Source organism: Exiguobacterium sp. SH0S2, from assembly GCF_004337185.1.
Lineage (GTDB): Bacteria > Bacillota > Bacilli > Exiguobacteriales > Exiguobacteriaceae > Exiguobacterium > Exiguobacterium aurantiacum_A.
Genome location: NZ_SJVB01000002.1, coordinates 77368 through 104178, shown reverse-complemented (window position 1 = coordinate 104178; position 26811 = coordinate 77368). Strand labels below are relative to the sequence as shown.

Sequence of the window (26811 nt, the reverse complement as noted above, 5' to 3'; positions counted from 1 at the left end):
TTCAAGTGAAAACGCTATACAAAAGCTTCCAAGTGGACGATATAGTAGGTGATGAATTACACAGAGGAGGAACTCATAGTGAAAGTATTTAAAAACTTTACGACTCAACTGCTCGCCTGGATCTTGGTCACATCCTTCATTACAGGCGGGGCGGTCGGGTTCATCACGCTTCAATTAACTGAGCTCGAACTAGCTAAGGGTCAGGTCATGCTCGTCGGGACGGCCGTGGCCTTGCTCATTTCAGTACTAGGTGGGGGCGTCATTTACTTGATCGCCCGTCGCCCGCTTAAAGCGATCGAGTTAGCGTCAGACAAGGCGGTTGAGGTCGGCAACGGCGACTTGACGGTCGTGTTCGCAAGTGAGACGACGAGCGACCGCTCGGAGATGGGGCGTCTGCTTCTGTCGATGGACAACATGGTCGAACACTTGCGGGAACAAGGGACGAACATGCGCTATACAGCGGACCAATTGACGGGTTCCGCGCAAGAGATCGCGGCAGCGGTCCAAGAAGGCAACACGGCCGGCGAAAGCATCCGCTCGGCGATGAACGCCTTGAACAAGATGCTTGAAGACAACGTCAACGCGACATACAGCTCGATGGACCTGCTCGGTGCCGTCGCCCGGACGATGGAGAATATCCGTAAAGAGATGGGCTCGGCGCTCGAATCGGCGAGCGAGATGCAACAAGAAGCCGAGAGCGGGAAAGGTCTTGCTTCGACGTCAGTCGACGCGATGCATGCGATCGCTGGGAAAGTCGAACAGTCGTCGACACTCAATAGTCAATTGACGGAGAAGACAGGTGAGATCTCACGCATCACGGACGTCATCAGTGACATCTCGGCGCAGACGAACTTGCTAGCACTTAACGCGTCGATCGAAGCGGCGCGGGCCGGTGAGCACGGACGCGGTTTCGCAGTCGTCGCGGCAGAAGTCAAAAAGCTCGCCGAACAGACGGCGAACTCGACGCAAGAAATCACAGATTTGATCGTCGACGTCAAACGTTTGGTCGGCGACACGTCGTCATCGATGGCGAACGTGAAAGCGGAAGTTGAGACGGGTGTCGGGCTCGTCGAGAAAGCGGGCGGTGCGTTCGCGACGATCCACAGTTCGGCGAACGAAGTGTACAGCCACGTCCATTCGGTCGATGCGTTGCTTGATGAGTCACGTGGACAGATCGATTCGGTCGTCACAAACTCGGCCGGTATCGTTGGTATGGTCGAAGAAGCGTCACGCTACGCGACGGAAGTCACGTCGGCGGCGAGCCAACAGGCGGCGAGCCTCGGCGAAGTGAACGGTGCGATGACGGAGCTCGTCCGTGTCGCGGAGAGTTTGCAGAACGAGACGGAGCAAATGAAGACGGAAGTGTAATTCTTAAAGCGTATGCGAAATGCATGCGCTTTTTTGCTACACTACAGGTGGAGGGATGTCTCGTGAAAATTGATGTGGAAGCAGTCCTGTCACTCCCGGCGTATGCTGGGGCGACCGTCATCGCCGGTCGAAACGGGATGAACCGGGGCGTGAACAACGTCTCATTCATGGAAGTGCCTGATATTTTGCCATACGTCTCAAAAGGGAATTTATTGCTGACTACGTTTTATCCGATTGCGGGTAACGAAGTGGCGATGCAACAACTAGTTCCGCGATTGGCTGAAAAAGGACTGGCTGGTCTTGCGGTGAAAGTTGGCCGATACGTCACGGAAATCCCGGAAGTCATGATTGAGGCGGCCGACCGGAACGACTTTCCGCTCATCGTGCTGACGGAAGATGCGAATTTGTCTGAATTGAGCAACGCCGTCCTCGAAGTCTTGTTAGAAAAACAGAACTCGATTCTGAAGTTTCGGGATGAGATTCATCAACAGCTGATGCGATTACTACTGAACGGGGCCCATATCAATACGTTTGTCACCGTATTGTCCGGTATGATTCAAATGCCTGTTTTTTTATTTTCGGGATATGGGGAACTGCTCGCCCAGTCGGTTTCAGATGAGCCGTTCGAACGGGATGAGACCACGATGACGTTAGGGAACCGGACATTCGGTCTCGACGAAGTCATCCGGCAACCGATTCGGGTCGGTGAGGAACAGCTCGGGGAATTGATTGCTTTAGATGTCGCAGAAAAGCGAAATTCGAATATTCACGTCGCGATGGAGCAGGCGTCGATTTTACTCGCACTCGATTTTCAACGAGAACGTGCCATCGTTCAGCAAGAACGTAATTATTTAGATGCTTTTTTACGAGATATTTTAAACGGAAGGTTCCGGAGCGAAGAGGAAGTCATCCGACGCGCCAATACATTCAATTGGGAATTGACGTTGCCTCTCGGTATGATTGCCGTCGAGCGAAAAGCTTCGCTCGCATTCTCGGAAAATGAAACGATTGAGCGGTTCGAACGCTGGTTATCAGGACGGTTTGTCGAGCGAGATTTCGTACATAAAGTGATTTATTATGAGGACAGCTTGATTTGTTTCTTAAACAAACCGGAGAAAAAATCGCTTGCAGAAATCGGGAACTACATTTACGACCAAGCTGAACGAGCAGGGTACGATGTGATTATCACCTATTCGCGGATGGTCGACCATTTACGAGACGTAGCAAACGAGTATGAACGATTGCGTCAAGCGTTACGAATTATGCGTTCGATCGATACCGAGCCTGTGCAATCCTATGATGCGCTCGGCGTCTACTCGATTCTGTTCGAGCTCCAGGATGAGACGTCGCTTCAAGAATTTGTGGAGAGTCGGATCGGTCCGATTTTAGGTGAAGAAGAGTTGTTGCGGACGTTGCTTATGCTGATTCGATGCCAAATGAACGTTCAAAAAGCATCCCAACACTTATTCATACACTACAATACGTTGCGTTACCGTATCGAGCGGTTGAAAGATTTAGGGTTGGAATTAAACGACGGGGAAAAAATGAGCGAGTATTATGTGGCCTATCAAGCCCATCACTTGCTGAAAAGCCGTCTTTGAGACGAATGGTTGGCCATTTCATGGCGACGATTCGTCTTTTTGTTTGTACAATGTGTGACAGCAATCAAGTGGTAAGTAGGTAAACAAGCATGGTTGAGCCATTTCAAAGGCTATTATCAATAGTTGATAAAATGAAAGCGTTTCATTCGTGTTTTGTTGACAATGATTGATAAAAGCGTCGGTGTTACTTTAAGGGTGTACCAATAATTCGCGAATTTGCAGTCATCATTAAGAAATGAGGTCATGCCTATGGACTCACCATTTCGTATCAAATATTGGACAAGGGGAGATGTGGACGGATACTTCGGCCTATTCACCAACAATTTAACAAATCTACTCGTGATGGCGGGGTTGCTTCATCTTGCCATCGGTCTGCCGGTCGCCCTCGTATACGGTAAAATATTGCCCGCTGTCGGATTGTCCATTTTTGTCAGCAGTCTATTTTATACGTATATGGCCGTTCGTCTGGCCAAGGCGGAACAGCGGACGGATGTCACAGCGCTACCGACCGGCGTCAGCGTCCCGCACATGTTCTTGATCGTCTTTTTGATCATGGGTCCCGTGTACTGGAAGACACAAGACCCGTACCTCGCCTGGACGACCGGTCTCGTCTGGTGCTTCGTTAACGGCCTGATCGCAATGAGTGGTTCGCTGATTGGCCCGAAGATTCGGGAATGGCTACCTCGTCCTGCGATGCTCGGGACACTGACCGGGGTGTCGCTCACCTTTATCGCGATGGCACCCGCGATGGATACGTGGGATGTACCGTATATCGGACTCGTGTCACTTAGCATCATCCTGCTCGGTTGGTTCGGGAAAGTGAAGATGCCGTTCCGCCTTCCGGTCGGACTCGTCGCCATCGTTGTCGGTACGTTGATTGGTTGGGTGAGCGGGGTGATGGATGTGCGCGAGGTGAGCGAGTCGCTCGCAGCGGTCAATTTGTCGGCACCGACCTTTTCACTCACGCGTCTTCTCGATGGATGGTCGGTCGCCCTTCCGTTTCTCGCCTCGGCTGTGCCGCTTGGTATCTATAACTTCATGGAAACGATCGATAATCTTGAGAGCGCGGAAGTCGCTGGTGACAAATACCCGACGCGGCAAGCACTCGTGTTCGACGCCACGTCGACACTCGTTGCGAGCTCGTTTGGAAGCCCGTTTCCGATTGCGGTTTATATCGGCCACGCCGGATGGAAAGAAGCGGGGGCACGGCTTGGCTATTCGTGGATGACTGGTGTGACGATGCTCGTCTTGACCTGGTTTGGCATCGTTTCCGTGTTATACGCCATCATCCCAGTCGTCGCGATTTTACCGATCCTAATCTATATCGGTCTTATCATCGGTGCCCAGGCGTTCCAGGAGACGAGCCCACGCTACGCCCCGGCCATCATTTTGGCCATCATTCCTTGGGTGGCGAACTGGGGGCACAACATCGTCAATACGTCGTTGAATGCGGCCGGAACAGATGCGTCGACCGTCGGTTACGCTTCGATTCTCGCGGCTGGTCTCAACTATGAAGGAATGGCGGCACTCGGTGCGGGTGCGATTCTTGTCAGCGTGCTGTGGGCAAGTATCCTCGTCTTTATCATCGACCGAGATTTCGCGAAGGCTGCATTCACGAGCCTCATCGCGGCAATCCTTGCCTTCTTCGGGATCATCCATGAGGAAACGGTCGGCTTCGCTGTCAACAACGGAATGGCCCTCAGTTATGTCATCATCGGAGTGCTGTTTTACATCGTCGGAAAAAATAAATCAACCCATCAACTAGGAGGACTTAACAATGAATACGACAACCGAAATGATCATGCAAGCTAAACCCTATGAATTTACGTTCCGCTCTGAGTCGACGGCACTCGTCTTGATTGATATGCAACGCGATTTTTGTGCACCGGGTGGATTCGGTGAAAAACTCGGGAACGATATCACCCTCACCCAATCGATCATTCCACAGACGCAGCGTATCCTCGAGGCGGCACGTGCCGCCGGCATGACCGTCATCCATACGCGTGAAGGACATGTGCCGGACTTGTCGGACTGCCCGCCAAGCAAATTGAATCGCGGGAAAAAGCAAGGCGCTGGCATCGGTGATGAAGGTCCGATGGGACGTATCCTCGTCCGCGGCGAATACGGGCATGACATCGTCGATGAGTTGAAACCACTGGATGGAGAGACGATCATCGACAAACCCGGAAAAGGTGCTTTCTACAATACAGAACTTGACGACGTGTTGAAGCAAAAGGGGATCACCCATCTCCTCGTCGGCGGTGTGACGACACACGTGTGTGTGCAGACGACCATCCGGGAAGCGAACGACCGTGGTTACGAGTGTCTGTTGCTTGAAGACTGTTCGGCAGCGTTTGACCCGAAAGACCACGAGGACTCGATTCGGATGATTCACCAACAAGGGGGCATCTTCGGCTGGACGGCACCGTCTAGTGAATTCTTGAACGCGATTGGAGGAGGAGACCATGAATGACCGACACGTCACCCCATGGTTCGTGAAAGGGGATTTGAACGGCTTCTTCGGTTTATTCAGTAACGTGCTCACGAACTTGTTGGCGGCGATCGGGTTACTCGTGTTCGCCATCAACATGCCGGGCGATATCGTCTACGGAAAAATCGTACCGGCGACGGCTGTCGCGGTCGGGCTCGGCGGGATCATTCTCGCTATCCAGGCTCGTCGCCTATCGCAACGGGAAGGCCGTGACAACGTCACGGCGATGCCATACGGGATTAGTGTCCCGCACTATTTTGTCGTCGCCTTCGCCGTCATGTTGCCGGTCTACGTTCAAACGAATGACTGGATGATCGCCTGGGCGGTCGGGGTCGCCTGGAATATCGTCCAAGGACTCATCATGACACTCGGCGCGTTCATCGGGCCGTTCATTCAAAAGTATATTCCGCGCTCGGCGATGCTTGCGTCGCTCGCGGGGATCGCGCTCACCTACATCGCTATGAACCCGCTCGGCCAAGTGTACACGACACCTTACATCGGTCTGTTGACACTCGTCATCGTCCTCGCCGGATGGCTCGCCCACAAGCGGCTCCCGGGAAATATGCCGGCCGGTCTCATGGCGATCGCGGTCGGGATGGTGCTCGCTTGGGCGACCGGATACATGGACTTCAATGAGGTCCGCACAGCCGCAGCCGGGTTCTCGGTCGCATTCCCGTCCATTTTCGGATTTGATTTGCTCGCAGAAGGATTCGCCTTGCTCGCACCGTTCTTGCCGGCTGCGATCCCGCTCGCGATTTATGACTTCCTAGAGAGCCTAGACAATATCGAAAGTGCCTCGGCGGACGGGGACCATTATCCGACGACCGTAACGATGCTCGTTCCAGGTTTGCTCACACTTGTCGGCGCCGTACTCGGAAGCGTCTACCCGATGATCATCTACATCGGACATCCAGGTTGGAAGAAAGCCGGGGCGCGCGTCGGTTATTCGCTAGCGACCGGGGTCGGGGTCATGTTCCTCGCCTTCCTCGGGTTGCTTCCGCTCGTCTTGTCCGTCATTCCGCTCGTCGCATTGCTGCCGATTCTCGTCTACATCGCGATGGTCATCGGGGCACAAGCGTTCGGGGAGACGGAGAAACGGCATATCCCGGCGCTCATTATCGCACTCATGCCGTTCGTCGCCAGCTATATCATCACCCAAATCAACAATACGCTCGGCGCCATCGGGACATCGGCTCAAGAAGTCGGCTATGCGACACTCGCCGCGAACGGCATCCCTTATCTCGGATGGCGGACGCTCGGCTCGGCAGACATTTTGGTATCGATGCTCCTCGCGACGATCGTCATCTATATTATCGATAAGAAGTTCCGCCTCGCCGCGGTCTACGCAGGGATTGCCGCACTCCTTTCCTTCTTCGGCATCATCCATAGTGCTGAAATTGGGATTGGCGTCGGGATGGATGTGACCATCGGCTACCTCGTCGCAGCAGCGGGTCTCGTCGGACTCAGTTACTATCGGGCGAGTGAGGACCAAGTTGTAGAGCAAGAGAAGGTGTCATAATGTTGCGGCTCGAGGGGGGGCGTCGAGATGAAGCGCTTGATATCGTTCGGTTGAACGGTCAAGTCGGCTATGTACACAGTGTCTTTCAAAACGTGTTGAACATCGAGTTGTTCGAGGGCGATCGCTTGATTGCCATCTCTACGCCACGGCGTCCACTCGCGCCAGACATGATTCAACTGAATCAGATGATTGATTTTCGAACGGTCGCACCTGATATCGGCAACCGGGTCACCTTTGGAGAAGTACTCGCCTTTGAGAACGGAATACAGGTGTCGCTTGAGGCGACACCTGTCAACCTTCTCGTCAAGACTTGCGAGTTCGACGATGCCTCAATCGATAGCCTCTACACGTTTCTCGTGACGTATGGGAAAGCAGGCGGAATGCTCCGTCCTTATCAGAAAATGATGGAGGGTACGGCGACCGGCCACTGGAACGCGGAAGAACGATTCATCGATCAGGTTATGCAGGAAGGACGTCTCGAACGATTGATCGGGCTCGGCCCTGGCCTCACGCCCGCAGGTGACGATTTCGTGAGCGGTAAAATACTCGGAGACCAGATACTCGGGAGAGTACCTGAACTCGGATGGGGCGCGCTGCTTGAGAGTCGGGATAAGACGACGCGTGTCAGTTACCACATGTTGCGTCACGCCTATCATGGACGGACGAACGAAGCAGTGCTCGCTTTTTTTGAACAATTGACAGATACAGCCATGCAGGAAGCGGCAAAACGTGTACTTGAAATCGGCTCCACGTCAGGTACCGATTTTTTAACGGGCGTCCACGCCGCACTCATCGAACAAAGGAGTGGAAAACTTGGATCATCAAACAATCATAAAGAAGAGAACATATCATGATTCGGTGACGCTTATGTCACTCGCAGGTAAATTGAAGAAGCGGAACGGGGTCGAGGAAGTCATCGTTTCGATGGCGACTCCGATGAACAAAGAATTGCTTGAAAACGTTGGACTCATGACAGAAGAGGCGAGCACGGCAACGGACGCCGACTTGATTATCGCGTGCCGGGCTGAGGCGGACGTTCTGCCATCGATCCTCGCAGAAGTCGATGAGGCGCTTGGTGCTAAAAAGACAGCGGCGAAACGAAATGGGAAAACGAGTGTGACGACTTTCGGCGCGGCGCTCGACATGAGTCCGGACGCGAACCTCGCGGTCATCTCGGTACCCGGTGAGTTCGCAGCACGTGAAACGCGACGGGCGCTCGAACAAGGGCTCCACGTCATGTTGTTCAGTGACAACGTCTCGGTCGAAGATGAGCGCGACTTGAAGACATACGCCGCGGGAAAAGGACTGTTCGTCATGGGACCGGACTGTGGCACGGCGATGATCAACGGGACCGGCCTCTGTTTCGCCAACGACGTGAAGCGAGGTGGCATCGGGATGGTCGCTGCCTCTGGCACGGGACTCCAAGAAGTGATGGTCCAAGTCGACCGTCTCGGCTACGGTGTGTCGCAAGCGATCGGTACAGGGGGACGTGACTTGTCGAGTCACATCGGTGGCATCATGATGCGGCAAGGCATCGACGCATTGTTCGCGGACGAGTCGACGGACGTGCTCGTCGTCATTTCGAAACCACCTGCGCCAGAAGTCGAACAGATGATTCTTGAGCGGGTCGCTCGTGCGACGAAACCGGTCGTGCTCTGTCTCCTCGACGGGAAAGCGCCCGCTGATCTGCCAAAACATGTGACGTTCACGACGACGTTGTTCGAGGCGGCGCTCGCCGCAGCCCGGACGTATGACTCGAATCTTGAAGTGGAGCTCGTCTCAGACGAGGCATTGACATGGAGTCGTGTCGTACACCGGACACAAGGGACGGAGCGATTCATTCGTGGTCTGTTCTGTGGAGGGACGCTCACGGCCGAGGCACTGTCGATTTTACGGGACCGGGTCAGCCCGCTCACGAGTAACGTCGCGAAACGGACAGAAGAAAAAATGCCAGACGTCTTCACGAGCACGGGCCATACGCTCGTCGACCTCGGGGATGACGCGTTCACGGTCGGTAAGCCTCACCCGATGATTGAACCGGTGCTCCGGAACGATCGTATCTTACAAGAAGCGGCTGATCCGACGTGCGGGGTACTCTTGCTCGATTTCGAGCTCGGGTATGGGTCACACGACGATCCGGTCGGCGAGACGCTTGAAACGTTGAAAGCAGCACAGAACATCGCAAAGCGTGACGGGCGCATTTTACCGATTGTGACGTACATTTGCGGCACGGAGACAGATAAACAAGGATATGCCGATCAGAAGCGCCGTCTTGAACAGGTTGGTGCGTACGTCGCCCGAAGTAACGCGGAGGCGGTCGAAATCGCTTGTACCATTGTCAAAAAAGGAGTGGAGATCCATGGCTAACTTGTTTGATTCAACGTTACACGCAATTAATATCGGTGCGTCTACGTTCTCAAAAGACATCGATCGTCAAGGGACGGATGTCGTTCAATATGACTGGTCACCGCCTGCCGGCGGTGACATTTCGCTGCTTGCCGTCCTCGATCAACTGAACACGAGCGAGACAGACGAAAAGAATGCCGAGGCCGTCGCGAAGATCAAAGCGGCGCATCCGATGCTCGTCGGCATCAATCATGCCCGCTATGAGATTCCAGGGATGCACGCGCATCTCATCTTGCACGCCGGGCCGCCCGTCGAATGGCGTGATATGTGCGGACCGATGCAAGGTGCGGTCATCGGGGCCCTCTTATATGAAGGTCTAGCGACGACAGAAGCCGAGGCACGCGAACTCGCGGCGTCTGGTGACATCGAATTCGCGCCGTGTCACGAGCATGACGCCGTTGGACCGATGGCCGGGGTTATCTCGCCGTCGATGCCGGTTCACATCATTGAAAATGTTACCGATGGCAACCGGGCCTATTGCACGGTCAACGAAGGACTTGGTAAAGTGCTCCGCTTCGGGGCATTCTCGGATGATGTGCTCGAGCGATTACGGTGGATCGAGAAAGTGTATATGCCGGCGTTGCAAAAAGCGCTCGATGTCTCGGGAGCTGTCGACCTTCGTGCCTTGATCGCCCAAGCGCTCCATATGGGAGACGAGTGCCACAACCGCAACAAGGCGGCGACGAGTTTGTTCTTGCGGGACATGTTACCGGCATTCCTTGCGGCGGACATGACGGACGACGTCCGGAAACAAGCGCTCGCGTTCATTCAAAAGAACGAGCATTATTTCCTCAACTTGTCGATGCCGGCAGCCAAGGCGTCGCTTGAGGCCGGGCACGGCATCAAAGGATCGACGATTGTCACGGCGATGGCCCGGAACGGCGTTGATTTCGGCATTCGTGTGAGCGGGCTTGACGGTTGGTTCACGGCAAAGGCGAACTATGTCGAAGGACTGCTGTTCCCAGGTTATACAGTCGAAGATGCGGCACCGGACCTTGGCGACAGTGCAATCACCGAGACGCTCGGGATTGGCGGGTTTGCCATGGGCGGGGCACCGGCCATCGTCCAGTTCGTCGGCGGGGCCGTCGAGGACGCACTCGATTATTCGCGGTCGATGTATACGATCACAGAGGACGAGAACAACACGTACTCGATCCCGACACTCGACTTCCGTGGTACGCCGCTCGGGATTGACGTTCGAAAAGTCATCGAGACGGGTGTGCTTCCGGTCATCAATACCGGGATGGCACACCGTGAGGCTGGAATCGGTCAAGTCGGGGCCGGCATCGTCCATCCGCCGCTCGATTGTTTCACAAAAGCGTTGAAAGCTTATTCAGAGGAGGTCAGCCATGTCTAACGTACTGATTGCATTAGGTGGGAACGCGCTCGGTAACAACCCGGCCGAGCAGCTTGAACTGGTCCGGGAAGCGGCGCGCTCGATCGTCGATTTGATTGAAGCGGGGCATGGGGTCGTCGTCGCGCACGGGAACGGTCCTCAAGTCGGAATGATCCATCAGGCGTTCGACGAAACCGACCAGCTTCCGGACGTCCCGATGGCGGAAGCCGTGGCGATGAGCCAAGGGTACATTGGGTATCATTTGCAGCAAGCGCTTCGCGAAGAGTTGCGTCAGCGAAATATCGACAAAGCGGTCGCTTCGATTGTGACGCAGACCGTCGTCGCTGCAGAAGATCCCGCTTTCTCCAATCCAACGAAGCCGATCGGGCAGTTTTATTCGAAAGATGAAGCAGGTCGGTTTGAGAAACGAGGAATGGTCTTTGGCGAGGACGCTGGACGTGGTTACCGACGCGTCATCCCATCGCCTGAACCGATAGAAGTTGTTGAAATCGAAGTGATTCGGACGCTCGTTGCGGCTGGTCATATCGTCATCGCTGGCGGTGGAGGGGGCATTCCGGTCATTGAACAAGAGGGACGACTCGTCGGAGTCGATGCGGTCATCGATAAAGACCGGGTGAGCGAGCTGCTCGCACGCGAGCTCGACGTCGACATCTTATTCATCCTGACGGCCGTCGATCAAGTTGCAGTCGACTTTGGGAAGCCGACGCAGCGTGGGTTGGACCGGATATCGGTGGCGGAAGCCCAAATGTATATCGAGGACGGACAGTTCCCAGAGGGCAGCATGTTACCGAAAGTGGAAGCGGCACTCGCTTTCGTGACATCTCGTTTCGGACGCGAAGCGATCATCACGTCGCTCGAGCGAGCGGGTGAGGCGATTCATGGGAAGACGGGGACGAAGTTTGTGGATGAAGCTAGAACAGCTGTGAAGTGAGGAGGAGCGGTCCAGTGATGGGCCGTTTTTCTATTCAATTTGAAAAGAAGTAGTCAAAATGTGTAACTTTTTTTGAAAAAGACTAAACAGATTGGGGATGACTCCGATATAGAGTATGGAAACGCAAAAACGTTACCAACTAATACAAGGTGAGGGGCCGGCCTAAACCTTGTATGCTCGGACAAATGGATTTGGAAGAGCGGAAAAAACTTTAAACCTATGGAGGGAAATTACAATGATTATTAACAACAACATGAATGCAATGAACGCACACCGTAACATGTCTTTCAACACAACACAGACTGGTAAATCGATGGAGAAACTTTCTTCAGGTCTTCGCATCAACCGTGCTGGCGACGATGCAGCTGGTCTTGCGATTTCTGAGAAAATGCGTGGGCAAATTCGCGGTCTTGATCAAGCGACACGTAACTCACAAGACTCAATTTCATTGATTCAAACTGCTGAAGGTGCTTTGAATGAAACACATTCAATCCTTCAACGTATGCGTGAATTAGCTGTTCAATCAGGAAACGATACGAACACAGTGGATGATAGAAATGAAATCCAAAAAGAAATTTCGCAATTAACTTCTGAAGTTGATCGCATTTCGGCAACAACAGAATTTAACACTAAAAAGCTATTGAATGGCGAGTCTGGTAGTAAAGCCAATTTTGGTGCTAACGCAAACGTTTTAATGGCTTCGGCTAGTGAGCAAGCAGCTGCTGGAACATATGCAGTAACAACGACTGTCGAAGCAGAGCAAGCAGCTACAGGCGGAACAGCGTTCGGTAATGCAGCTATCTCTGCTGGACTAGGCGGTCCACAATCTATTCGTATTAATAATCAAGATATCTCGTTTAATGCTGTTACTGGAGACGCAGCAGCTACTGCAGCAAACTTTATCAATGCAGTAAATAGTGCAAACGTTGGATTAACAGCCGGTGGAGATGAAGGTGGTATTGATTTGAACAGTCTTAAGTTCGGATCTGACCAGTCTATCACAATTGAAGCAAGTGCTATAACTGCTGCAATGGGCTTAACTACTTCTGCTGTTGCGAATACTACTGCAATAGGTGTGGATGTAGCAGGTACAATCGGCGGAGTTGCAGCAAGCGGGAAAGGAACTACTCTTTCAGGAACAGGTACTGCTACGGGTGTTTCGGTTACTTTGACTAACACATCTGCTGCTGATACTGCAGGAGCTCGTGGAGATGTAGTAGTAACTCAAAATGCATTGACTGCTCAAATTGGTGCAAATGCTGATCAAAACATCTCTATCAGTATCTCAAGCATGTCTTCATCAGACTTGGGAATTGCTGGTTTAGATTTGACATCACAGTCAGGTGCTAACTCTGCTATTACTCTTGTTGACAATGCAATCAAGTCAGTTTCTGGAGAACGTTCAAAACTTGGTTCTGTGCAAAACCGTCTCGAGCACACAATTAACAACTTGAGTGTTGGAGCTGAAAACCTCCAAGCTGCTGAATCACGTGTACGTGACGTGGATATGGCGAAAGAGATGATGAGCTTTACGAAGAATAACATCCTCAACCAAGCTGCACAAGCAATGATGGCTCAATCTAAATCTCAACCAGAAGCAGTTCTACAACTTCTTCGGTAAGATTTACGGGCGTCTTATCTGGTAACGGATAAGAGTACAACTGGGTGAATTGCTGGGACTCCTTAGAGCCCTCCTTACGACAACGTGACTGGAAACGGTGAGCGTGAACGTTTTGAAAAAAGGAAGGGATTGGACAATCAGCAGCCAAGCATCTGTCAGGAAACTGTGATGAAGGTTCAACGACTAGGATGAACGACCTACCGACTATGGTCCATGGTTATGAGATCCGTACCTCGTAAACGGCGAGGGAAGTGCCCAGCCCCTACTTTACAATAATGTATGCTTTTATACCGATATTGTAAAAGGGTGAAGATATAGTCTGGACCATATTGAAAGATATGGGCATCTGCAAGCAAATCAACAGCCGCAGGCTGTACTTCAATTGCTCCGTTAATATAGCAATTGACTATTTAAAAGTTATACTAAAAACCGTGGAGCTTATGCTTCACGGTTTTTCACGTCTTGCCATTTATAAACGACTGACCAATATGTTCGATTTAAGCGTCGGGCAATCTCATGGTTTGTGACTTCTTGATGTTTCCATTCAATCACCGAAGCGATTTCTTCACTTGAATACGGACGGGCGGGGATTGATACCCGTACCGTATAATCGCGATGTGAGGTTTTGTATTGAGCGATTTCTGAAGCAAGTCGCGTCTCCCAATCCAATTTATACGAAAAGTCTGGCAACTCAGTCAAATAAGGTTTCAACACATCAAGAATGTGAAATGTATCGGTGACTTTAGTTGTTTTAAGATAATAACCTGTCCCACTTGGCGTACCTGACGTTCGGACATTGATGTTAAAGCGTTCAAATAAGAAAACTGCCAATCGCTCTAACTGTTCTTTGGAGAACGCTTGTAAGTACAAGGCGATGTGTGGTGTGAATTGAATTTCTTTTTTGTTGTGGTTGAACCGTTTGCTGAGTAGAAGGGAACCATCATCCAGATATAGCGTGAGCAGAAATGAAGGGTGACAAATGTCTTCGAGCAATTCGAACGGAATCAGTTTTTTATTGTTTGGATAGAATAATGGAAACAGTCTCGTCATGAGTGGAATCGAGCGAGACACCAGGTTGTTGCCGCGTAAATACAATAAATCTGAAAGTTTTCGTTGCTTCCACTCCCGATAACTTAGTTGACCCATACTAAAATGTTCGCGGTAGCTGTTATTCACGCGTCGATCATACACGTAGCATTTCGTAATTTCTCCATCCCCTAAAACACTTGCGACTAATATGGCGACTTGCTCCTCTGACAGTCCTTCCCAGTCCATCGCTTTTCTCTCCTTTACGAAATAGTAGCTTCAGTTTATTTATTCCCGTTTTGAACAGCGGACCGGTTTCAATAATGGACTAGCTCGAATCAACTTTTTGATTGACAAGTCGATATATACATTGAGAGCAGGTGTACGGATGATTAACGAATTACAGATACAACTACATGCAATTCAGACTGAACAAAAACGATTGACGGAAGTTGAGGACGTCTTACGGACGATGCGTTCAATCGCAATTGAGGCAACACAGTGTGCGGATAAGAGACGACTACAATTGAATGAGCAATTTCAGGAACTACAAGCGCACCTAGCCTATTTAGAACGTGAAAAGCAGGAACCATTTCAGCAAAATACTGCAAACTGATGGCGAATGAACCGATAAAGTTTATGAGAACAATTATAAGAGGAGCAGAAGCTTATGAACCCGACCATCTCTGAAGTCCGGCTTCACCTACCTTCTTCTGTACTGCCGTATGAACAAACGAAAAACGTGTTCGTCGAAGCGAACCATGCTCGTCTCGCCGATGAAGGCATCGTCATTCTTCCGACGCCTCAACACGTAACTAAGTTAGAGGCGGCCGTCGAGAAGGCGAATCTTGTATTAGATCAACAACGTACCGGATTAAAATTTATGAAACACGAGAAATTGAACGATTACTATATTCAAATCGTGGATACGAACAACGAAGTTATCCGCGAGATTCCAAGCAAGAAGTCACTCGACTTCTTCGCGGCGTTCATGGAGTTTAATCATTTATTCGATGAGCGCGTTTAAAGGAGGAAGACTATGACAACACCCATCCGATTTGGCGGACTCGCCAGTGGAATTGATACCGATACAATTATTAAGCAATTGATGCAAGTTGAACGGGTACCGGTCGACAAGCTTGAGCAAAAGAAACAAACGACCGAATGGAAACGTGATGCGTATCGCGAAATCAACCGTTCGCTGATGACACTACGTAACAGTGCGGTTGACCTTACGTTCAGTCGTAACTTCTATGCGAAGACGTCAAGTTCTTCAGATGTATCGAAAATCAGTGTGACTGCAGGACCTTCTAGCGGGAACAGTGCGCTTCGCATAGACTCGGTGACGCAACTCGCAACGTCAGCGACGACGATTTTAAGCGCAACTGACAAAAATGGTGCCACATTGACAAGTACGACAAAGCTCTCAGATATGAACGGATTTGTCGCCGGCCAAAAACGCGTCATTCAAGAGACGGCTGGAACGGAATTGTCTCTTCCGAAAGATATGGACTTGGCGGCAATGACATTTAGAGATGCTACAGGAACTGCATTGAATAAAGCTGATTTTAATTATGATGCGACAACTGGTAAATTAACGGCTACGAATACGACAATGTATCCAGGTGGGGTTATCCCCAAAGGAGTTGCTGCTGAATATATCTCTGGTACCGGTTTTGAGGTGCAATACAAATCATCGATGACCGGTACCTACAAGAAGATTGAGTTGAGCGCGAATGCAACGGTACAAGAATTGATGAGTAAATTGAATGAGAGAGATACGGGATTATCGGCATTCTTCGAATCGTCGACCGGTAAAATTTCACTTTCAACGAAAGAAACTGGTGCGAATGCCACGATTGACTTTGATTCAAGTTTTAAAACAGCTTTCTCGGTAGGGACGACGAACCCGATTGGTCAGAACGCTCAGTTCAAAGTGAACGGAATTGATGTAGAACGAGCTTCAAACACCGCCACCATCGATAATATGACGCTCACATTGAAATCGACTTTTGCGTCAACGGATGGTGCCGTCACACTCTCTGCTGCAACCGACACACAAAAAATCTTCGACAACATTAAAGGGTTCGTCGATAAATATAATGAAACAATCGACTTGATGAACAAGAAGGTTCGTGAAGATAAGTTTCGCTCGTTTGCGCCGCTGACAAAAGCGCAACGCGATGAACTGTCTGAAGACGAAATCAAGAAATGGGAAGAAAAAGCGATGAGTGGGATGCTACGTGGCGATACGATTGTTCGTGGTGCGATGGACACAATGCGGAGTAAATGGTCTAGTACGTCGTCTTCATCGAATGATGATGCGATGAAGCAACTGTTTCAAATCGGTCTCTCGACCGGTGCCGACTTCACGAACGGCGGGAAGATTGAGCTGAACGAAGAGAAACTCAAAGCCGCGATCGAGAAAGACCCGGAGCAAGTCTACCAACTATTCACAAACGAAACGAACGGACTACTTCCACAAATTCGTGACGCTGCTGTGAATTCACGAGCGATCATCACTCGTATTGCTGGAGTCGATGGTGCCGGAGCCCCAACATACTCAATGGGCCGAGAGATGACAGCCATCGATACACGCATCGAACGATTGAACGACTTACTCATTAGTAAAGAAAACGCCTACTATCGTCGCTTCGCAGCGATGGAGACAGCGATGAACCAAGCAAATTCGCAAGCGGCATCGTTGCAACAGTTTCTAGGCGGAGGCATGTAAGAGGAGGAATTTAAATGGTAGCCAACCCATACGCAGCATATCAAAACAACGCGGTCACGACCGCGAACCCACAGGAACTCACGCTCATGCTGTATGACGGGGCGCTCAAGTTCACGCGTCTCGCCAAACTCGCGCTCGAGCAAGGCAATCCTGACTTGAAGAACACGAACATCCAAAAGACGCAAGCCATCTTCCAAGAGTTGCGTCTGACGCTCAACAAAGACATCGCCATCTCGGCGAACTTGGACTCGCTCTACGAATACTTGTGGCGCCGTCTAGTCGACGCGAACGTCAAGAACGACACGACGATCCTAGACGAGGTGCTCGACTTCACGACCGAACTCCGCGACACGTGGAAGGAAGCGATGAAACTCGCGAAACAAGGATGAGACCGATCGATGAGATCATTCTCAAAACGCAACGGCTGAAAGATCTGCTCGCGCAAGTGCCAGAAGAGCCGACGTACGACACATGGATGGACCAGATCCATGAACTGCTCGACGACCGCGAACAATTGCTGTCGGCGCACGGACCCGACTTAGAAGCGGCCGATCAGACGGTCATCCGTCAGCTCGTCGACGACAGTCACAAGATCGCCCGCTTGATCGAGGCCGAGCATCAACGGCTCGGGATGACGCTCGGGACGACACGCCAAGAACGGAAGACGGTCAAGTCGTACGTCGACCCGTACGAGGACGTCGACTCGAACTTCTCCGGCTTATTTGACCAACAGACATGAAAAGCTCGAGGCCTTCGCCCTCGAGCTTTTCTGCGTTCACGATGTTTTAACTTGTCGCCGCCGCATCAGTTTAAACAACAAAAACGTCACGGTAAAAAGAATCAACCCGCTCTTGTTGAATTGAATGTAGGCGTGAACCCATGAGTCGGTCCGGAGCAAGACGAGTGGGAGAATCGTCACATGCATGACACTCCAATGGATGAAAATCTGTTTCGGGAACGACCAACGCCTCACTTCGTAAATGACGCTCGTCAGGCCGAGAAAGAATGCCATCCCGGCAGCAATAAGCGTGTCGTATGCGGTATTCGGTTGACCGTTCCACCCTTGATAGAGGGCGAATAGACCAAAAACGGCAAAGAGAACGATCCCGCGTAGCCATCCTATTCTTATTAAACTCATATGTATCGTCCTTTCATCTATCGTTTTTCTTTTTATACGGAAGGACGTGTGGAAAAGTTTCACCTTGTAGATGAAGATGCAAACACGTCTGTTTTGTTGTAATATCGGGTAAATACCACTATACCCGTTGCTTCTGTTCTGGAAAGAGGAGGGAAACGAGATGAGTGAGAAAAAGGTAAAGCCTAAGTCATCGAAAGATCGTCGTTACTTCGTCTACGGTCCAGAAGGGGCGTACGATGAATACGTGGAACGGGACCCGAAACTCGAGGCGTACGTCGAGGACGATGCCCCGATCGAGGAGAATCCTGACCCGTATGAAGAGGAAGACTTAAAAGCTCGAGGATAAATGTCAAGACCGAACAAGGCTCAATTGCGAGCCTTGTTTTTTATTGTGATAGGGTATGGACCTGTCACTTTTTATTGCTAAGGTCAGGTGAATGAATCCGTTATGCTCGTTGTATCAACCATAACTCGTCAATTTAAAAAGGAGAGATTTTGAATGAACATGAAACGATACGGATTCCTATTTGCCTTACCACTCGCGTTACTCGTCGGCTGCGGGGAGGCGGACGAATTGAAAACGACGGCAACCGAAACAGAAGAAGTCGCGGTAGCAGAAGAAGCGACAGAATCCGCTACACAAGAAGAAGTGAAAACGAAAGAAGATGCTGAAGTGCAAGACAGTGAGCTTGGGACGAACACGATCTACATGAAGAACAAAGCGCTCGACATTCAAGAGACGATCGCTTCACTGACGTTTACCATCGATAAAGTGCAGACGTCACGGCTCCAAGTCGCAGAAGCGTATCGTGATTCGTTCGACGGCCAAGACGAGGTGACGGTCGTCGCCGTCAACGCCATCGTTGAAAACACGGTCGACGATACAGTCAGTTTCCATCCGAACCAAGCGACGCTCGTCACGAACACAGGGGAGCAAGTGACGGCCGACATGTGGTTCTCGGATGACGTCGGTGGCGAGTTCCTCGGCAAAGTGAAGAAAGAAGGGAACGTGCTCTTCTTCGTCAAGGCGTTGCCAGAAGAGTTGACCGAATTGAAACTTGTCGTCGATGGACCGTTCGATGCCGATTATAATTCAATCGGAGAAGAACGTTACGAATATATGATCAACGTTGAGAAATGAGGAATGGTCGCGCCAGAAGACTGGTGCGACCATTGTCAGCGATGAAGGAGCATCTCCATCACGAGTAATAGATTTGAATCGTAAGAAGAAGCCGCCTTCGACTCTTCTCGTTGATCGTCATAAACAGGAATATGTACGGAAGCGAGGTCGCCCAACCGATTCTTCGTCGCGCGCGTGAAGGCGATGACGGGGATGTCGTGTTGTTTGGCGATCTGTGCCTTCTCGAGCACCGATTCGGTTTCGCCACTACGTGAGAAGGCGATGAACAGATCTTGGTGTTCAATATGGGCGAGAAACAGGCTGCGGCTGTCTCCGGCCGAACTAACCCATGCTTGCTTCTTTAGTAAATGTAACTTCTTCGCCATGTACTCGGCAAAAAAAGTCGAGAATCCAGCTCCATATAAGAAAATCGATTGACTTTCGTCCAGCAAACGATGGAAGGCGAGGGTCTGCTCGGAGATCAACGTATTCGTCCGCTCGAAATTGGTCAAAAACATTTTAAATTGGTCGTCCCACGCTTCAAAGTGAGTCGTTTGCGTTTGATGCAATGTTGGCTGCTGTCCTTTCAAGAAAAACAGGAATTCGCTGTAACCTTTAAATCCCAGCTTTTTGCAAAGGCGGATAATCGTCGCAGGTGATGTGTAGCAACGTGCCGCCAGTTCACGAATGTTCATTTCGCGCACGAGGGAGACGTTTTCGGCAGCGAACAGCAAGACGCTATACTCCATCTCCGTCAAACGGTTTTTCCCTTTTAACAAATCCCATACGGATGGTTCCATCGTCCATCTCTCCTTTCACACTATCTCATCATAAGCGAGTGGAACGAAAAAAAGAAGCAGTCCCCGTGAAGGACCGCTTCTTTCGTCAATTGCGGACGAGAGGTTGTTTGGGCTCAAGAACTGGCCAAAAACCTGAATTCGCCTCGATCATCTCATCTAAAATCTCTTTGGCGTGACGGGCCGACGGGACCGTCTTGTTCAACGTGAACGCCTGTAGCGTTTTTTCGTAAGACCTCTCGATCGTCGCTTCGACGAGCAGCTTCTCGCTGGCGAGTTGTTGCTCCATCAAACCTTTATAGAAGAGCGGGATGTGGCCGACACGAATCGGCTCTGGACCGTGTGACGTGATGTAAGCCGGAACTTCGACCATCGCATCGTCCGGGATGTTGGCGATGGCGCCATTGTTCTCGACGATGACGAGGTGACGTTCGCGGCGGTCGAACGCGAGCGAGATGGCGACATCGACGATGAAAATTCCATGGACGCCGACGTGGAACGCTTCAGGCATCTCGCCTGTCTCGTCGAACGTGCGGATAGCCTCGAATAGTGTCTTCTCTCGACCCGCCATCACCTCGTTGGCACGGGTGTGCTCAGGATTCGACCCTTCGACGATATCCGTGCTCATCAAGTAGTACTGCATGTATGGATTCGGGATATATTCCGGGAAGTAATCCATGAGCGGTTTGATGTTCTTATACGTCTTCACCCATGAAGGATCTGAATGTTGTACGTCGATCACCGAGATGTCTTCGGTCAATAAACCGAACTTAGCGATATGTTCCCGTAGCTCAGGCAACTTGTCTTCCCCGTCGACGAACACTTCCGTGAACCAGCCGAAGTGGTTGAGGCCGAAATAGTTGACCGTCAAATCTTCACGTTCGACCCCGAGCACGGCGGCCATGTTGCGCATCACGCCGACCGGCATGTCACAGATGTTGAGCACTTTCGCAGTTGGGCGTAAGCGACGAATGCCTTCGGCGACGATTGCGGCTGGGTTTGAGTAGTTAATGATCCATGCGTCGTTCGCGTAAGCCTCGACGAAGTCGATCAACTCTATCATTGGTTCGATCGTGCGAAGACCGTAGGCGAGTCCGCCTGGCCCACACGTCTCCTGACCGACGACTTGATGACGGAGTGGGATTTTTTCATCATGCTCCCGCATCTTGTATTTGCCGACCCGCATTTGGGCAAACACGTAATCCGCATCTGTGAACGCTTCCTTCGGGTCTGTCGTCACGGTGAGTTTCACTTGGTCGGTATGTTGATTGATGACATATTGAACGACTTTCGAGACGGCGAGTTGGCGATCGGCATCGATGTCGTACAGGCGAATTTCCTTGAGCGGGAATTCTTCGAGCCGTACCATCAGGCTTTTCACGATACCCGGTGTATAGGTGCTACCGCCACCGACGATTGTTAAGATGAAAGGTGATTGTTGTTTCATGTTCAAGTTCCTCCTTGTTATAATGCTTCTTCGACAGCATCCCGCATTTTCTTCACATGCAGACCGTATACGACTTGGATGTTGTCTCCTGATGTGATGACTCCTTTGGCCCCGGTCGAGAGCAGCGTCGGCTCATCGATCTTGCTCGTGTCTTTGACGATGACGCGTAAGCGTGTGTAACAATTGTCCACCGTGTCGATGTTGTCACGGCCGCCAAGACCATCGATGATGACGTGACCGACACCGAGGTCCGTCGCCGCTGCTTCGCCTGTCTGTTTGGCTTGGTAATCTTTTTTGTCGTAAAGTTTGATGTCTTCTGCTTCATCCCCACGGCCCGGTGTCTTCAAGTCGAGTTTCAGGATCAGCGTCCGGAAGACGATGAAATATACAGCTGACATGATGAGACCGACCAGGATATACATGTGCCAGTTCGATTTTTCAAGACCGAGCGGCAAATTGTACAGGACGAAATCGATGGCGCCATTGGCCCCGATTGCGTGGACGTCGAGAAGGTAATAGAGTGTCATCCCGAAACCGGTCAACACAGCATGGACGACGAAGAGCAACGGTGCCGTGAACAAGAACGCGAATTCGAGCGGTTCTGTTACTCCGAGTAAGAATGACGTCAAGGCGGCAGGGAAGAGGATGGCTTTCGCTGCATTCTTCTTAGCTGGTGACGCCGTGACGTACATGGCGAGAGCGGCAGCCGTCAAACCGAACATCTTGGCGATGCCTCGCGCATCCCAGACGGCAGTCGTGCTCAATTGAGTCACGTCCTGACAGGCCATCTCCGCGAAGTAGATGTTGCGGGCGCCATTATACACTTGTCCGCAAACTTCGGCCGTTCCGCCGAGCTCCGTATACAGGAACGGGGTGTAGACGAGGTGGTGTAGGCCGGTCGGGATTAAGACCCGCTCCAAGAATCCATACAAGAAGACCCCAAACGCACCAGCGCTCTTGATGAAGTAGGCCGAACTCGTGATCACGCTTTGCGCATAAGGCCAAACGAACGTCATGGCGAACCCGAGGACGATTGCGGTCGGAATCGCTAGAATGACGACGAATCGATGGCCAGAGTAAATGGCCATGACGCCTTCGAATTGAACACCGGAATACTTATTGTGCAGATAACCGACAAGTCCACCGATCAGGATTCCGGCGAAGACGCCCATCTCGAGAACTTGCACACCGAGAACCATCCCTTGGCCTGCAGCACGCATCGATTCCGCATCGGCCAAGTTCCCGGTCAGGCTGAGCGTTAAGTTCATCGCGTTCATGAAAATGATGAACGTGACAAGACCGGTCAACGCGGCGTAGCCTTTATCTTTTTTAGCGAGACCAATCGGAATACCGACCGCGAACACGAGTGCGAGGTTGACTAGGATTGCCACGGCACTGCCGGATAATAGTTGTCCGAATCCTTGGATATATGGATTGCTCAAAAATGGGACATAAGTCGCTAGGTTCCCGTTACCGAACATGTTCCCAAAGGCGATGAAAAGCCCGACGATTGGCAAAATGAGAACCGGAGCGAACAATGATTTTCCGAAGTCTTGCAATATGTTGACTGCTCGCTTCATAAACATCCATCCTTTGACATATCATTTTTGTAAGCGCTTTACAAATTGAATACTACCACGGGGAAAATGGGAATCGAATAGGTAACACGCACAAAAAAACACGTTTCAACGAATGAAACATGTTTCGCGTTTGTGAAGTAACATGCAAGGAAGGAAAAGGCTTGTCATAGGGATGATGCGCTTATGTCGGTACCCTATAAAAACAACGGGCTGGCGTCCGAACACCTGGTGACAGCGGACGCGCGTGGTGAACGCGACGAGTGCCGCCATGTCAGCGCTGATGCGGCAACGGAATCGTCAACACGCTCCAACTCTCTCCGGCGAATACCTTCGCCAAGTAGACAATCTGGCCGACGTGATAGCTGTAGTGCGACACTTGCTTCTCGATCGCCCAGATGACGCTTTTCTCCTCGCCACGGATGAACACGGTCTTACCGATGTCGTCCGGTGTCAGGCTCGCCAAGACGTCGTCAAGCAGTTGCCAACGCTCGTCCCACGTCGCCATGAGCTCGGTGCGGGACAACTGTTGGTCCTCGAACTCGGCGTCGCGGTTCCGGTCCGGTTTCTCCCCGTCCGTCGCCAAGAAGTCGGTCCAACGGGATAACATGTTGTTCGAGATGTGTTGCACGATGACGGCGAGCGAGAGCGTGTCCGGTGCGAGCACGCGATGCAGGTCGTCATCACTTACTTGATTGAGCGCTCTTTCTGCGAGCTGTTTCTGTTCTTGGAAGATGCTGCGTACTTCGGTTAGGTAACGTTGTTCAAACATGTGACGTCCTCCTTTTCATTCATATAAACAATACCCCGAAAAATCTTCGGTGAAAACAATAGTAAAATAACGAAATGCGATTTATAATGGAGTGGAACCGTGCAAGACGCCACCGCGTGATCGGTTCTTGGGTGCCCTGTTTAGGTTTTGTCGCGAATCAAATCGCGCATATCTCCTTTCGGTTTGGGGGTTCATCCGTTAAGAGGGTCGATCGCGTTTGTCCGTGAGTGGATGAGCGCGGTTTTTTTGTATGCGAAAAGGGAAAGCCGCGGCTTTCCCTTTTAGGCGTGCTCAGCCCGGAAGTCTTCCCAATGATCCTTCGCTTGCGTCCGGATCCGTTCTGATACTTCCTTGCTGCCGAGCAAGATCCCGTACCAGCGCCGGGCGTCCTCGTACAATCCGAGGGCGGCCGACAAGTCGGCGATCCGCAACATGAGCTGATCGTACGGCAGGCCGGTCCGAATCTGGTCGGTATACACTTCCTGCACCTCGTTATACTTATCGAGCGTCCGTTGCATCCATTCCTTCTCGGCCGCCCCGTTCCCGATCAAGCGGTTCATCCAGACGAGACGCATCCCGAGCATGGCGACGACCGACGGCTTCTGTCCGCTCAGCTGCGCCGTCATGACGGCGAACTTGTACAGTTGGATGACGTGTTCAGGCGTGCGGTCACCTTCGAGCGTCTCCGGGTTGACCCGGGACAAATAGTTCGTCTCGAGCGCCTCGCGGTTGTTTTTGCGGACTTTATCGAATGAGTCGTGGAAGACGAGGTGGCAATGGCTGCAGACGACCGGCTCATACAAGTACGGGTTTTCGCCGTCGTATGTCGTATAGCCGTCCTTCGCGACTTCTTGCGGCCGGATATGGCGCGATAAGATGCGTGGTGTCACACTTTCCTTCAAACAGTACGGGCATTTCACTTTCTTCGAAAACAAATGTTCAGCCATACGTCACCTCATACGTACACGTTGACGAGAAGTCCGCGGATCTCACCGACTTGGTCGAGGAGCGACAGGCGTGACGCTTCTCCTGAGATGACCTGGTCCGTCAGTGCGAGCAGTTTCTGGTCGACCTGCTCGACGATCTTATAGATCTTGGCTCGGCCCCGGCGGTTGAACCCGCGTTTGTCTTCGAGGCTGAGCGCCGCGTCAACGGCGTCTTTCATAAAGTCTTTGATCAATCGTTTATATTCGGTGAGCGACTCGACCGTCTGGCTCTCGGCGAGGAGCTCACCTTGATCGTGAATGGCCGCGATCTGGCGCTGGAAGCGCTCGTATTCGCGGTCTTCCCGTTTTTGTCCAATCACGTTCTGGAACGAGACGCCGGGTTCCGCGTCAGGACGCTTGGCTTTGCCCGCGCCGTGAAGCGACTGGGTCTCCATAATTCGACGAATGTCCATCAGGCCTCGTCCTTTCTGTAAGTTAGTTCAACAATTGTAACACGCCTTGCGGCAAAGCGTTCGACTGGGCGATCATCGCCATGCCGGACTGGTTCAAGATGTTGAGGCGGGCGAAGTCCATCATCTCGCGGGCCATGTCGGCGTCGCGGATGCGTGACTCAGACGCGGTCAAGTTCTCTGAACCGATCGTGACGACACCGATGTTCGCTTCTAAACGGTTTTGGATGGCACCGAGCTTCGAGCGTTCGAGGGAGACGTCGTTGATGGCTTTATCGAACTTGGCGATGGCGTCGTTTGCGCCGCCTGGTGTCGTGACGTCGAGCCCGTCGATGCCGAGCGCTTCCGCGCGCATATCGGCGACGTTCAAGACGACGCCTTCACCGCTGCCGGCCCCGAGTTGGAAGAAGAGTGTCTCGTTCCCGGCGATATAGTCGCCGTTCATGATCTTCTTCGAGTTGAACTCGGTCGTCTCGGCGATACGGCTCACTTCTTCTGTGAGCGCGTTGATCTCTTCTTGGATCGCTTTCGTATCGTCTGGGCTCAACGTCCCGTTCGCCGCTTGGACCGACAGTTCGCGCATGCGCTGCAGGAGCGAGTGCGTCTCGTTCATGCCGCCTTCAAGCGTCTGGGTGAGCGAGATGCCGTCGAGCGTGTTGCGCTCGGCCATCGACAACGAGTCGAGGCGCATCCGCATCTTCTCGGAGATGGCGAGGCCGGCCGCGTCGTCCGACGCCTTGTTGATGCGGACGCCGCTCGAGAGCCGGTCCATCGTCTTCTTCATCGTCGTCTGGTTGAGCGACAGCGACGTATAGGCTTTCAACGCTTGAATGTTATTGGTAATTTTCATAACGGTTTCCTCCTACGTGTGCGGGTTGAAGCTGAGCGTTCAAAATCGCCTCGTCCCACGTCGTCTCTAAGTTGGTCGCGAGCGAGTGGAGCTCCTCGATTTTACATAAGTCTTGTTCGATCAGCGCCTCGAGGCTGCCTTTCGCCATATACAAATACAATTCCTCGAGCTGGGCCGAGATGATGCCGCCGCCGTCATGAAGTCCTTGGTACAGTTTGGCGAGCAGTTCGCGCGCTTGGCGCAGATGACGGTTGCGCTCGGCGATCGTCGCGGTCAGCGCGGTCTCGTAGTGATAGGTGAGCGCGTGGAGCATCGCTTGCGTCAGCTCCTCCGGGCTCATTTCATATAATCGGTTCGAATTCATGATTGTTCTCCTTTGATCGAGTCAAGTTCTTCTATTAAAAGTAGCACTTCGGCCATGACGTCATATAGTTCCGGCGGGATGGCATCCCCGAGGTCAAGGTCGAGCAGGTGGCCGAGGAGCGAATGGTCGTGCTCGATGGCCACACCGCGCGAGCGTGCCTCTTCCAAAATCTTGTCGGCGACGGCACCTGTGCCGCGGGCAACGATAACCGGCGCCCGGTCGGTCGTCTCGTCATAACGGACGACGGCGGCCGTCTTACGTTTCGTCAAATCCATGCGTTGATACATAAGGGCCTC

Annotated in this window: 27 protein-coding genes; 16 read left to right on the top strand and 11 right to left on the bottom strand. The window is 51.9% G+C overall.

All coding sequences use genetic code 11. The annotated features are described in order from the left end of the window. Nucleotides 1-78: 78 nt before the first annotated feature. The 10 genes from EVJ21_RS05315 to EVJ21_RS05270 all read left to right on the top strand — a co-directional run bounded on the left by EVJ21_RS05315 (nt 79) and on the right by EVJ21_RS05270 (nt 13294). Nucleotides 79-1368 carry a methyl-accepting chemotaxis protein gene (locus EVJ21_RS05315; RefSeq protein ID WP_131490049.1) on the top strand — a complete coding sequence of 430 codons (1290 nt, stop codon included), beginning with the start codon at nt 79-81 and terminating at the stop codon, nt 1366-1368. Between the two features lie 62 nt (nt 1369-1430). Beyond that, nucleotides 1431-2969, top strand: coding sequence for a PucR family transcriptional regulator (locus tag EVJ21_RS05310; protein ID WP_161568940.1), 1539 nt, complete (start codon nt 1431-1433; stop codon nt 2967-2969). A gap of 249 nt (nt 2970-3218) precedes the next feature. Further along, complete coding sequence (locus EVJ21_RS05305; protein WP_201739980.1) at nt 3219-4781, top strand: xanthine permease; 1563 nt, start codon at nt 3219-3221, stop codon at nt 4779-4781. Continuing rightward, nucleotides 4747-5442, top strand: coding sequence for a cysteine hydrolase family protein (locus EVJ21_RS05300; RefSeq protein ID WP_131490047.1), 696 nt, complete (start codon nt 4747-4749; stop codon nt 5440-5442). The genes EVJ21_RS05305 and EVJ21_RS05300 overlap by 35 nt, the downstream gene beginning before the upstream one ends. Continuing rightward, the gene (locus EVJ21_RS05295) at nt 5435-6979 is read left to right on the top strand and encodes a xanthine permease (RefSeq protein WP_131455761.1); all 1545 of its coding nucleotides are present in this window, start codon (nt 5435-5437) and stop codon (nt 6977-6979) included. Before EVJ21_RS05300 ends, EVJ21_RS05295 begins: the two co-directional genes overlap by 8 nt. After that, on the top strand, nt 6979-7833 hold the full coding sequence (locus EVJ21_RS05290) for an oxamate carbamoyltransferase subunit AllH family protein (protein ID WP_131490046.1): 855 nt from the start codon (nt 6979-6981) through the stop codon (nt 7831-7833). The genes EVJ21_RS05295 and EVJ21_RS05290 overlap by 1 nt, the downstream gene beginning before the upstream one ends. Then, nucleotides 7793-9346, top strand: coding sequence for an acyl-CoA synthetase FdrA (fdrA, locus tag EVJ21_RS05285; RefSeq protein WP_131490045.1), 1554 nt, complete (start codon nt 7793-7795; stop codon nt 9344-9346). The genes EVJ21_RS05290 and fdrA overlap by 41 nt, the downstream gene beginning before the upstream one ends. Beyond that, entirely contained in the window at nt 9339-10742 is a 1404-nt protein-coding gene (locus EVJ21_RS05280; protein WP_131490044.1) for a YlbE family protein, read from the top strand. Before fdrA ends, EVJ21_RS05280 begins: the two co-directional genes overlap by 8 nt. Next, entirely contained in the window at nt 10735-11673 is a 939-nt protein-coding gene (gene arcC / locus EVJ21_RS05275; RefSeq protein ID WP_131490043.1) for a carbamate kinase, read from the top strand. Before EVJ21_RS05280 ends, arcC begins: the two co-directional genes overlap by 8 nt. 235 nt (nt 11674-11908) lie before the next feature. Further along, nucleotides 11909-13294 carry a flagellin N-terminal helical domain-containing protein gene (locus EVJ21_RS05270; protein WP_131490042.1) on the top strand — a complete coding sequence of 462 codons (1386 nt, stop codon included), beginning with the start codon at nt 11909-11911 and terminating at the stop codon, nt 13292-13294. 438 nt (nt 13295-13732) lie between these two features. Here the strand turns inward: EVJ21_RS05270 and EVJ21_RS05265 are convergent, their stop codons facing one another. Beyond that, entirely contained in the window at nt 13733-14569 is an 837-nt protein-coding gene (locus tag EVJ21_RS05265; RefSeq protein WP_131490041.1) for an endonuclease, read from the bottom strand. Nucleotides 14570-14990: 421 nt separating this feature from the next. On the opposite strand from EVJ21_RS05265, the gene EVJ21_RS05260 reads away from it, so the two are divergent. Genes EVJ21_RS05260 through fliT form a run of 4 tightly spaced genes read left to right on the top strand, consistent with a single transcriptional unit; the run spans nt 14991 to nt 17793 of the window. After that, nucleotides 14991-15347, top strand: coding sequence for a flagellar protein FlaG (locus EVJ21_RS05260; protein ID WP_131490040.1), 357 nt, complete (start codon nt 14991-14993; stop codon nt 15345-15347). Between the two features lie 12 nt (nt 15348-15359). Next, nucleotides 15360-17054, top strand: a complete 1695-nt coding sequence (gene fliD, locus EVJ21_RS05255) for a flagellar filament capping protein FliD (protein WP_131490039.1) — start codon at nt 15360-15362, stop codon at nt 17052-17054. Nucleotides 17055-17068: 14 nt separating this feature from the next. Beyond that, nucleotides 17069-17443, top strand: a complete 375-nt coding sequence (gene fliS, locus EVJ21_RS05250) for a flagellar export chaperone FliS (protein ID WP_114165847.1) — start codon at nt 17069-17071, stop codon at nt 17441-17443. After that, nucleotides 17440-17793 carry a flagellar protein FliT gene (fliT, locus tag EVJ21_RS05245; RefSeq protein ID WP_131490038.1) on the top strand — a complete coding sequence of 118 codons (354 nt, stop codon included), beginning with the start codon at nt 17440-17442 and terminating at the stop codon, nt 17791-17793. The genes fliS and fliT overlap by 4 nt, the downstream gene beginning before the upstream one ends. A 36-nt stretch (nt 17794-17829) precedes the next feature. Here the strand turns inward: fliT and EVJ21_RS05240 are convergent, their stop codons facing one another. Then, nucleotides 17830-18192, bottom strand: coding sequence for a DUF3021 family protein (locus EVJ21_RS05240; RefSeq protein ID WP_131490037.1), 363 nt, complete (start codon nt 18190-18192; stop codon nt 17830-17832). A gap of 160 nt (nt 18193-18352) precedes the next feature. Here EVJ21_RS05240 and EVJ21_RS05235 point away from each other — a divergent pair, with 160 nt between their 5' ends. Beyond that, a complete protein-coding gene (locus EVJ21_RS05235; protein ID WP_016508670.1) occupies nt 18353-18538 on the top strand; it encodes a hypothetical protein in 186 nt (61 codons plus the stop codon). Between the two features lie 153 nt (nt 18539-18691). Further along, a complete protein-coding gene (locus EVJ21_RS05230) occupies nt 18692-19333 on the top strand; it encodes a DUF4352 domain-containing protein (protein WP_131490036.1) in 642 nt (213 codons plus the stop codon). 35 nt (nt 19334-19368) lie between these two features. Here the strand turns inward: EVJ21_RS05230 and EVJ21_RS05225 are convergent, their stop codons facing one another. The 9 genes from EVJ21_RS05225 to EVJ21_RS05185 all read right to left on the bottom strand — a co-directional run bounded on the left by EVJ21_RS05225 (nt 19369) and on the right by EVJ21_RS05185 (nt 26802). Continuing rightward, on the bottom strand, nt 19369-20112 hold the full coding sequence (locus EVJ21_RS05225) for a MurR/RpiR family transcriptional regulator (RefSeq protein WP_131490035.1): 744 nt from the start codon (nt 20110-20112) through the stop codon (nt 19369-19371). An 85-nt stretch (nt 20113-20197) separates the two neighbouring features. Further along, nucleotides 20198-21556 (bottom strand): 6-phospho-alpha-glucosidase, encoded by a 1359-nt coding sequence (locus EVJ21_RS05220; protein WP_131464033.1) that lies wholly within the window; start codon nt 21554-21556, stop codon nt 20198-20200. 17 nt (nt 21557-21573) lie between these two features. Further along, on the bottom strand, nt 21574-23076 hold the full coding sequence (locus tag EVJ21_RS05215) for a PTS transporter subunit EIIC (protein WP_370252124.1): 1503 nt from the start codon (nt 23074-23076) through the stop codon (nt 21574-21576). A 331-nt stretch (nt 23077-23407) separates the two neighbouring features. Further along, on the bottom strand, nt 23408-23905 hold the full coding sequence (locus EVJ21_RS05210) for a DUF1572 family protein (RefSeq protein ID WP_131490034.1): 498 nt from the start codon (nt 23903-23905) through the stop codon (nt 23408-23410). A gap of 281 nt (nt 23906-24186) precedes the next feature. Continuing rightward, nucleotides 24187-24852 (bottom strand): DUF2225 domain-containing protein, encoded by a 666-nt coding sequence (locus EVJ21_RS05205; RefSeq protein WP_131464029.1) that lies wholly within the window; start codon nt 24850-24852, stop codon nt 24187-24189. Between the two features lie 8 nt (nt 24853-24860). Then, complete coding sequence (locus EVJ21_RS05200; protein WP_016508634.1) at nt 24861-25304, bottom strand: YaaR family protein; 444 nt, start codon at nt 25302-25304, stop codon at nt 24861-24863. Nucleotides 25305-25326: 22 nt separating this feature from the next. Beyond that, nucleotides 25327-26151, bottom strand: coding sequence for a flagellin N-terminal helical domain-containing protein (locus EVJ21_RS05195; protein ID WP_131464027.1), 825 nt, complete (start codon nt 26149-26151; stop codon nt 25327-25329). Beyond that, nucleotides 26135-26515, bottom strand: a complete 381-nt coding sequence (locus tag EVJ21_RS05190) for a flagellar protein FliS (RefSeq protein WP_131464025.1) — start codon at nt 26513-26515, stop codon at nt 26135-26137. Before EVJ21_RS05190 ends, EVJ21_RS05195 begins: the two co-directional genes overlap by 17 nt. Continuing rightward, on the bottom strand, nt 26512-26802 hold the full coding sequence (locus EVJ21_RS05185; RefSeq protein WP_035386013.1) for an EscU/YscU/HrcU family type III secretion system export apparatus switch protein: 291 nt from the start codon (nt 26800-26802) through the stop codon (nt 26512-26514). The genes EVJ21_RS05190 and EVJ21_RS05185 overlap by 4 nt, the downstream gene beginning before the upstream one ends. Nucleotides 26803-26811 lie beyond the last annotated feature (9 nt).

Coding starts and splice junctions, on each gene's coding strand:
- EVJ21_RS05270 (WP_131490042.1), top strand. CDS start 11,909: ATGATTATTAACAACAACATGAATGCAATGAACGCACACCGTAACATG.
- EVJ21_RS05225 (WP_131490035.1), bottom strand. CDS start 20,112: ATGGAACCATCCGTATGGGATTTGTTAAAAGGGAAAAACCGTTTGACG.
- arcC (WP_131490043.1), top strand. CDS start 10,735: ATGTCTAACGTACTGATTGCATTAGGTGGGAACGCGCTCGGTAACAAC.
- EVJ21_RS05195 (WP_131464027.1), bottom strand. CDS start 26,151: ATGAAAATTACCAATAACATTCAAGCGTTGAAAGCCTATACGTCGCTG.
- EVJ21_RS05200 (WP_016508634.1), bottom strand. CDS start 25,304: ATGGACATTCGTCGAATTATGGAGACCCAGTCGCTTCACGGCGCGGGC.
- EVJ21_RS05280 (WP_131490044.1), top strand. CDS start 9,339: ATGGCTAACTTGTTTGATTCAACGTTACACGCAATTAATATCGGTGCG.
- EVJ21_RS05185 (WP_035386013.1), bottom strand. CDS start 26,802: ATGTATCAACGCATGGATTTGACGAAACGTAAGACGGCCGCCGTCGTC.
- EVJ21_RS05210 (WP_131490034.1), bottom strand. CDS start 23,905: ATGTTTGAACAACGTTACCTAACCGAAGTACGCAGCATCTTCCAAGAA.
- EVJ21_RS05260 (WP_131490040.1), top strand. CDS start 14,991: ATGAACCCGACCATCTCTGAAGTCCGGCTTCACCTACCTTCTTCTGTA.
- EVJ21_RS05305 (WP_201739980.1), top strand. CDS start 3,219: ATGGACTCACCATTTCGTATCAAATATTGGACAAGGGGAGATGTGGAC.
- EVJ21_RS05230 (WP_131490036.1), top strand. CDS start 18,692: ATGAACATGAAACGATACGGATTCCTATTTGCCTTACCACTCGCGTTA.
- EVJ21_RS05235 (WP_016508670.1), top strand. CDS start 18,353: ATGAGTGAGAAAAAGGTAAAGCCTAAGTCATCGAAAGATCGTCGTTAC.
- EVJ21_RS05205 (WP_131464029.1), bottom strand. CDS start 24,852: ATGGCTGAACATTTGTTTTCGAAGAAAGTGAAATGCCCGTACTGTTTG.
- EVJ21_RS05220 (WP_131464033.1), bottom strand. CDS start 21,556: ATGAAACAACAATCACCTTTCATCTTAACAATCGTCGGTGGCGGTAGC.
- EVJ21_RS05295 (WP_131455761.1), top strand. CDS start 5,435: ATGAATGACCGACACGTCACCCCATGGTTCGTGAAAGGGGATTTGAAC.
- EVJ21_RS05290 (WP_131490046.1), top strand. CDS start 6,979: ATGTTGCGGCTCGAGGGGGGGCGTCGAGATGAAGCGCTTGATATCGTT.
- EVJ21_RS05190 (WP_131464025.1), bottom strand. CDS start 26,515: ATGAATTCGAACCGATTATATGAAATGAGCCCGGAGGAGCTGACGCAA.
- fliT (WP_131490038.1), top strand. CDS start 17,440: ATGAGACCGATCGATGAGATCATTCTCAAAACGCAACGGCTGAAAGAT.
- fliD (WP_131490039.1), top strand. CDS start 15,360: ATGACAACACCCATCCGATTTGGCGGACTCGCCAGTGGAATTGATACC.
- EVJ21_RS05265 (WP_131490041.1), bottom strand. CDS start 14,569: ATGGACTGGGAAGGACTGTCAGAGGAGCAAGTCGCCATATTAGTCGCA.
- EVJ21_RS05240 (WP_131490037.1), bottom strand. CDS start 18,192: ATGAGTTTAATAAGAATAGGATGGCTACGCGGGATCGTTCTCTTTGCC.
- fliS (WP_114165847.1), top strand. CDS start 17,069: ATGGTAGCCAACCCATACGCAGCATATCAAAACAACGCGGTCACGACC.
- EVJ21_RS05300 (WP_131490047.1), top strand. CDS start 4,747: ATGAATACGACAACCGAAATGATCATGCAAGCTAAACCCTATGAATTT.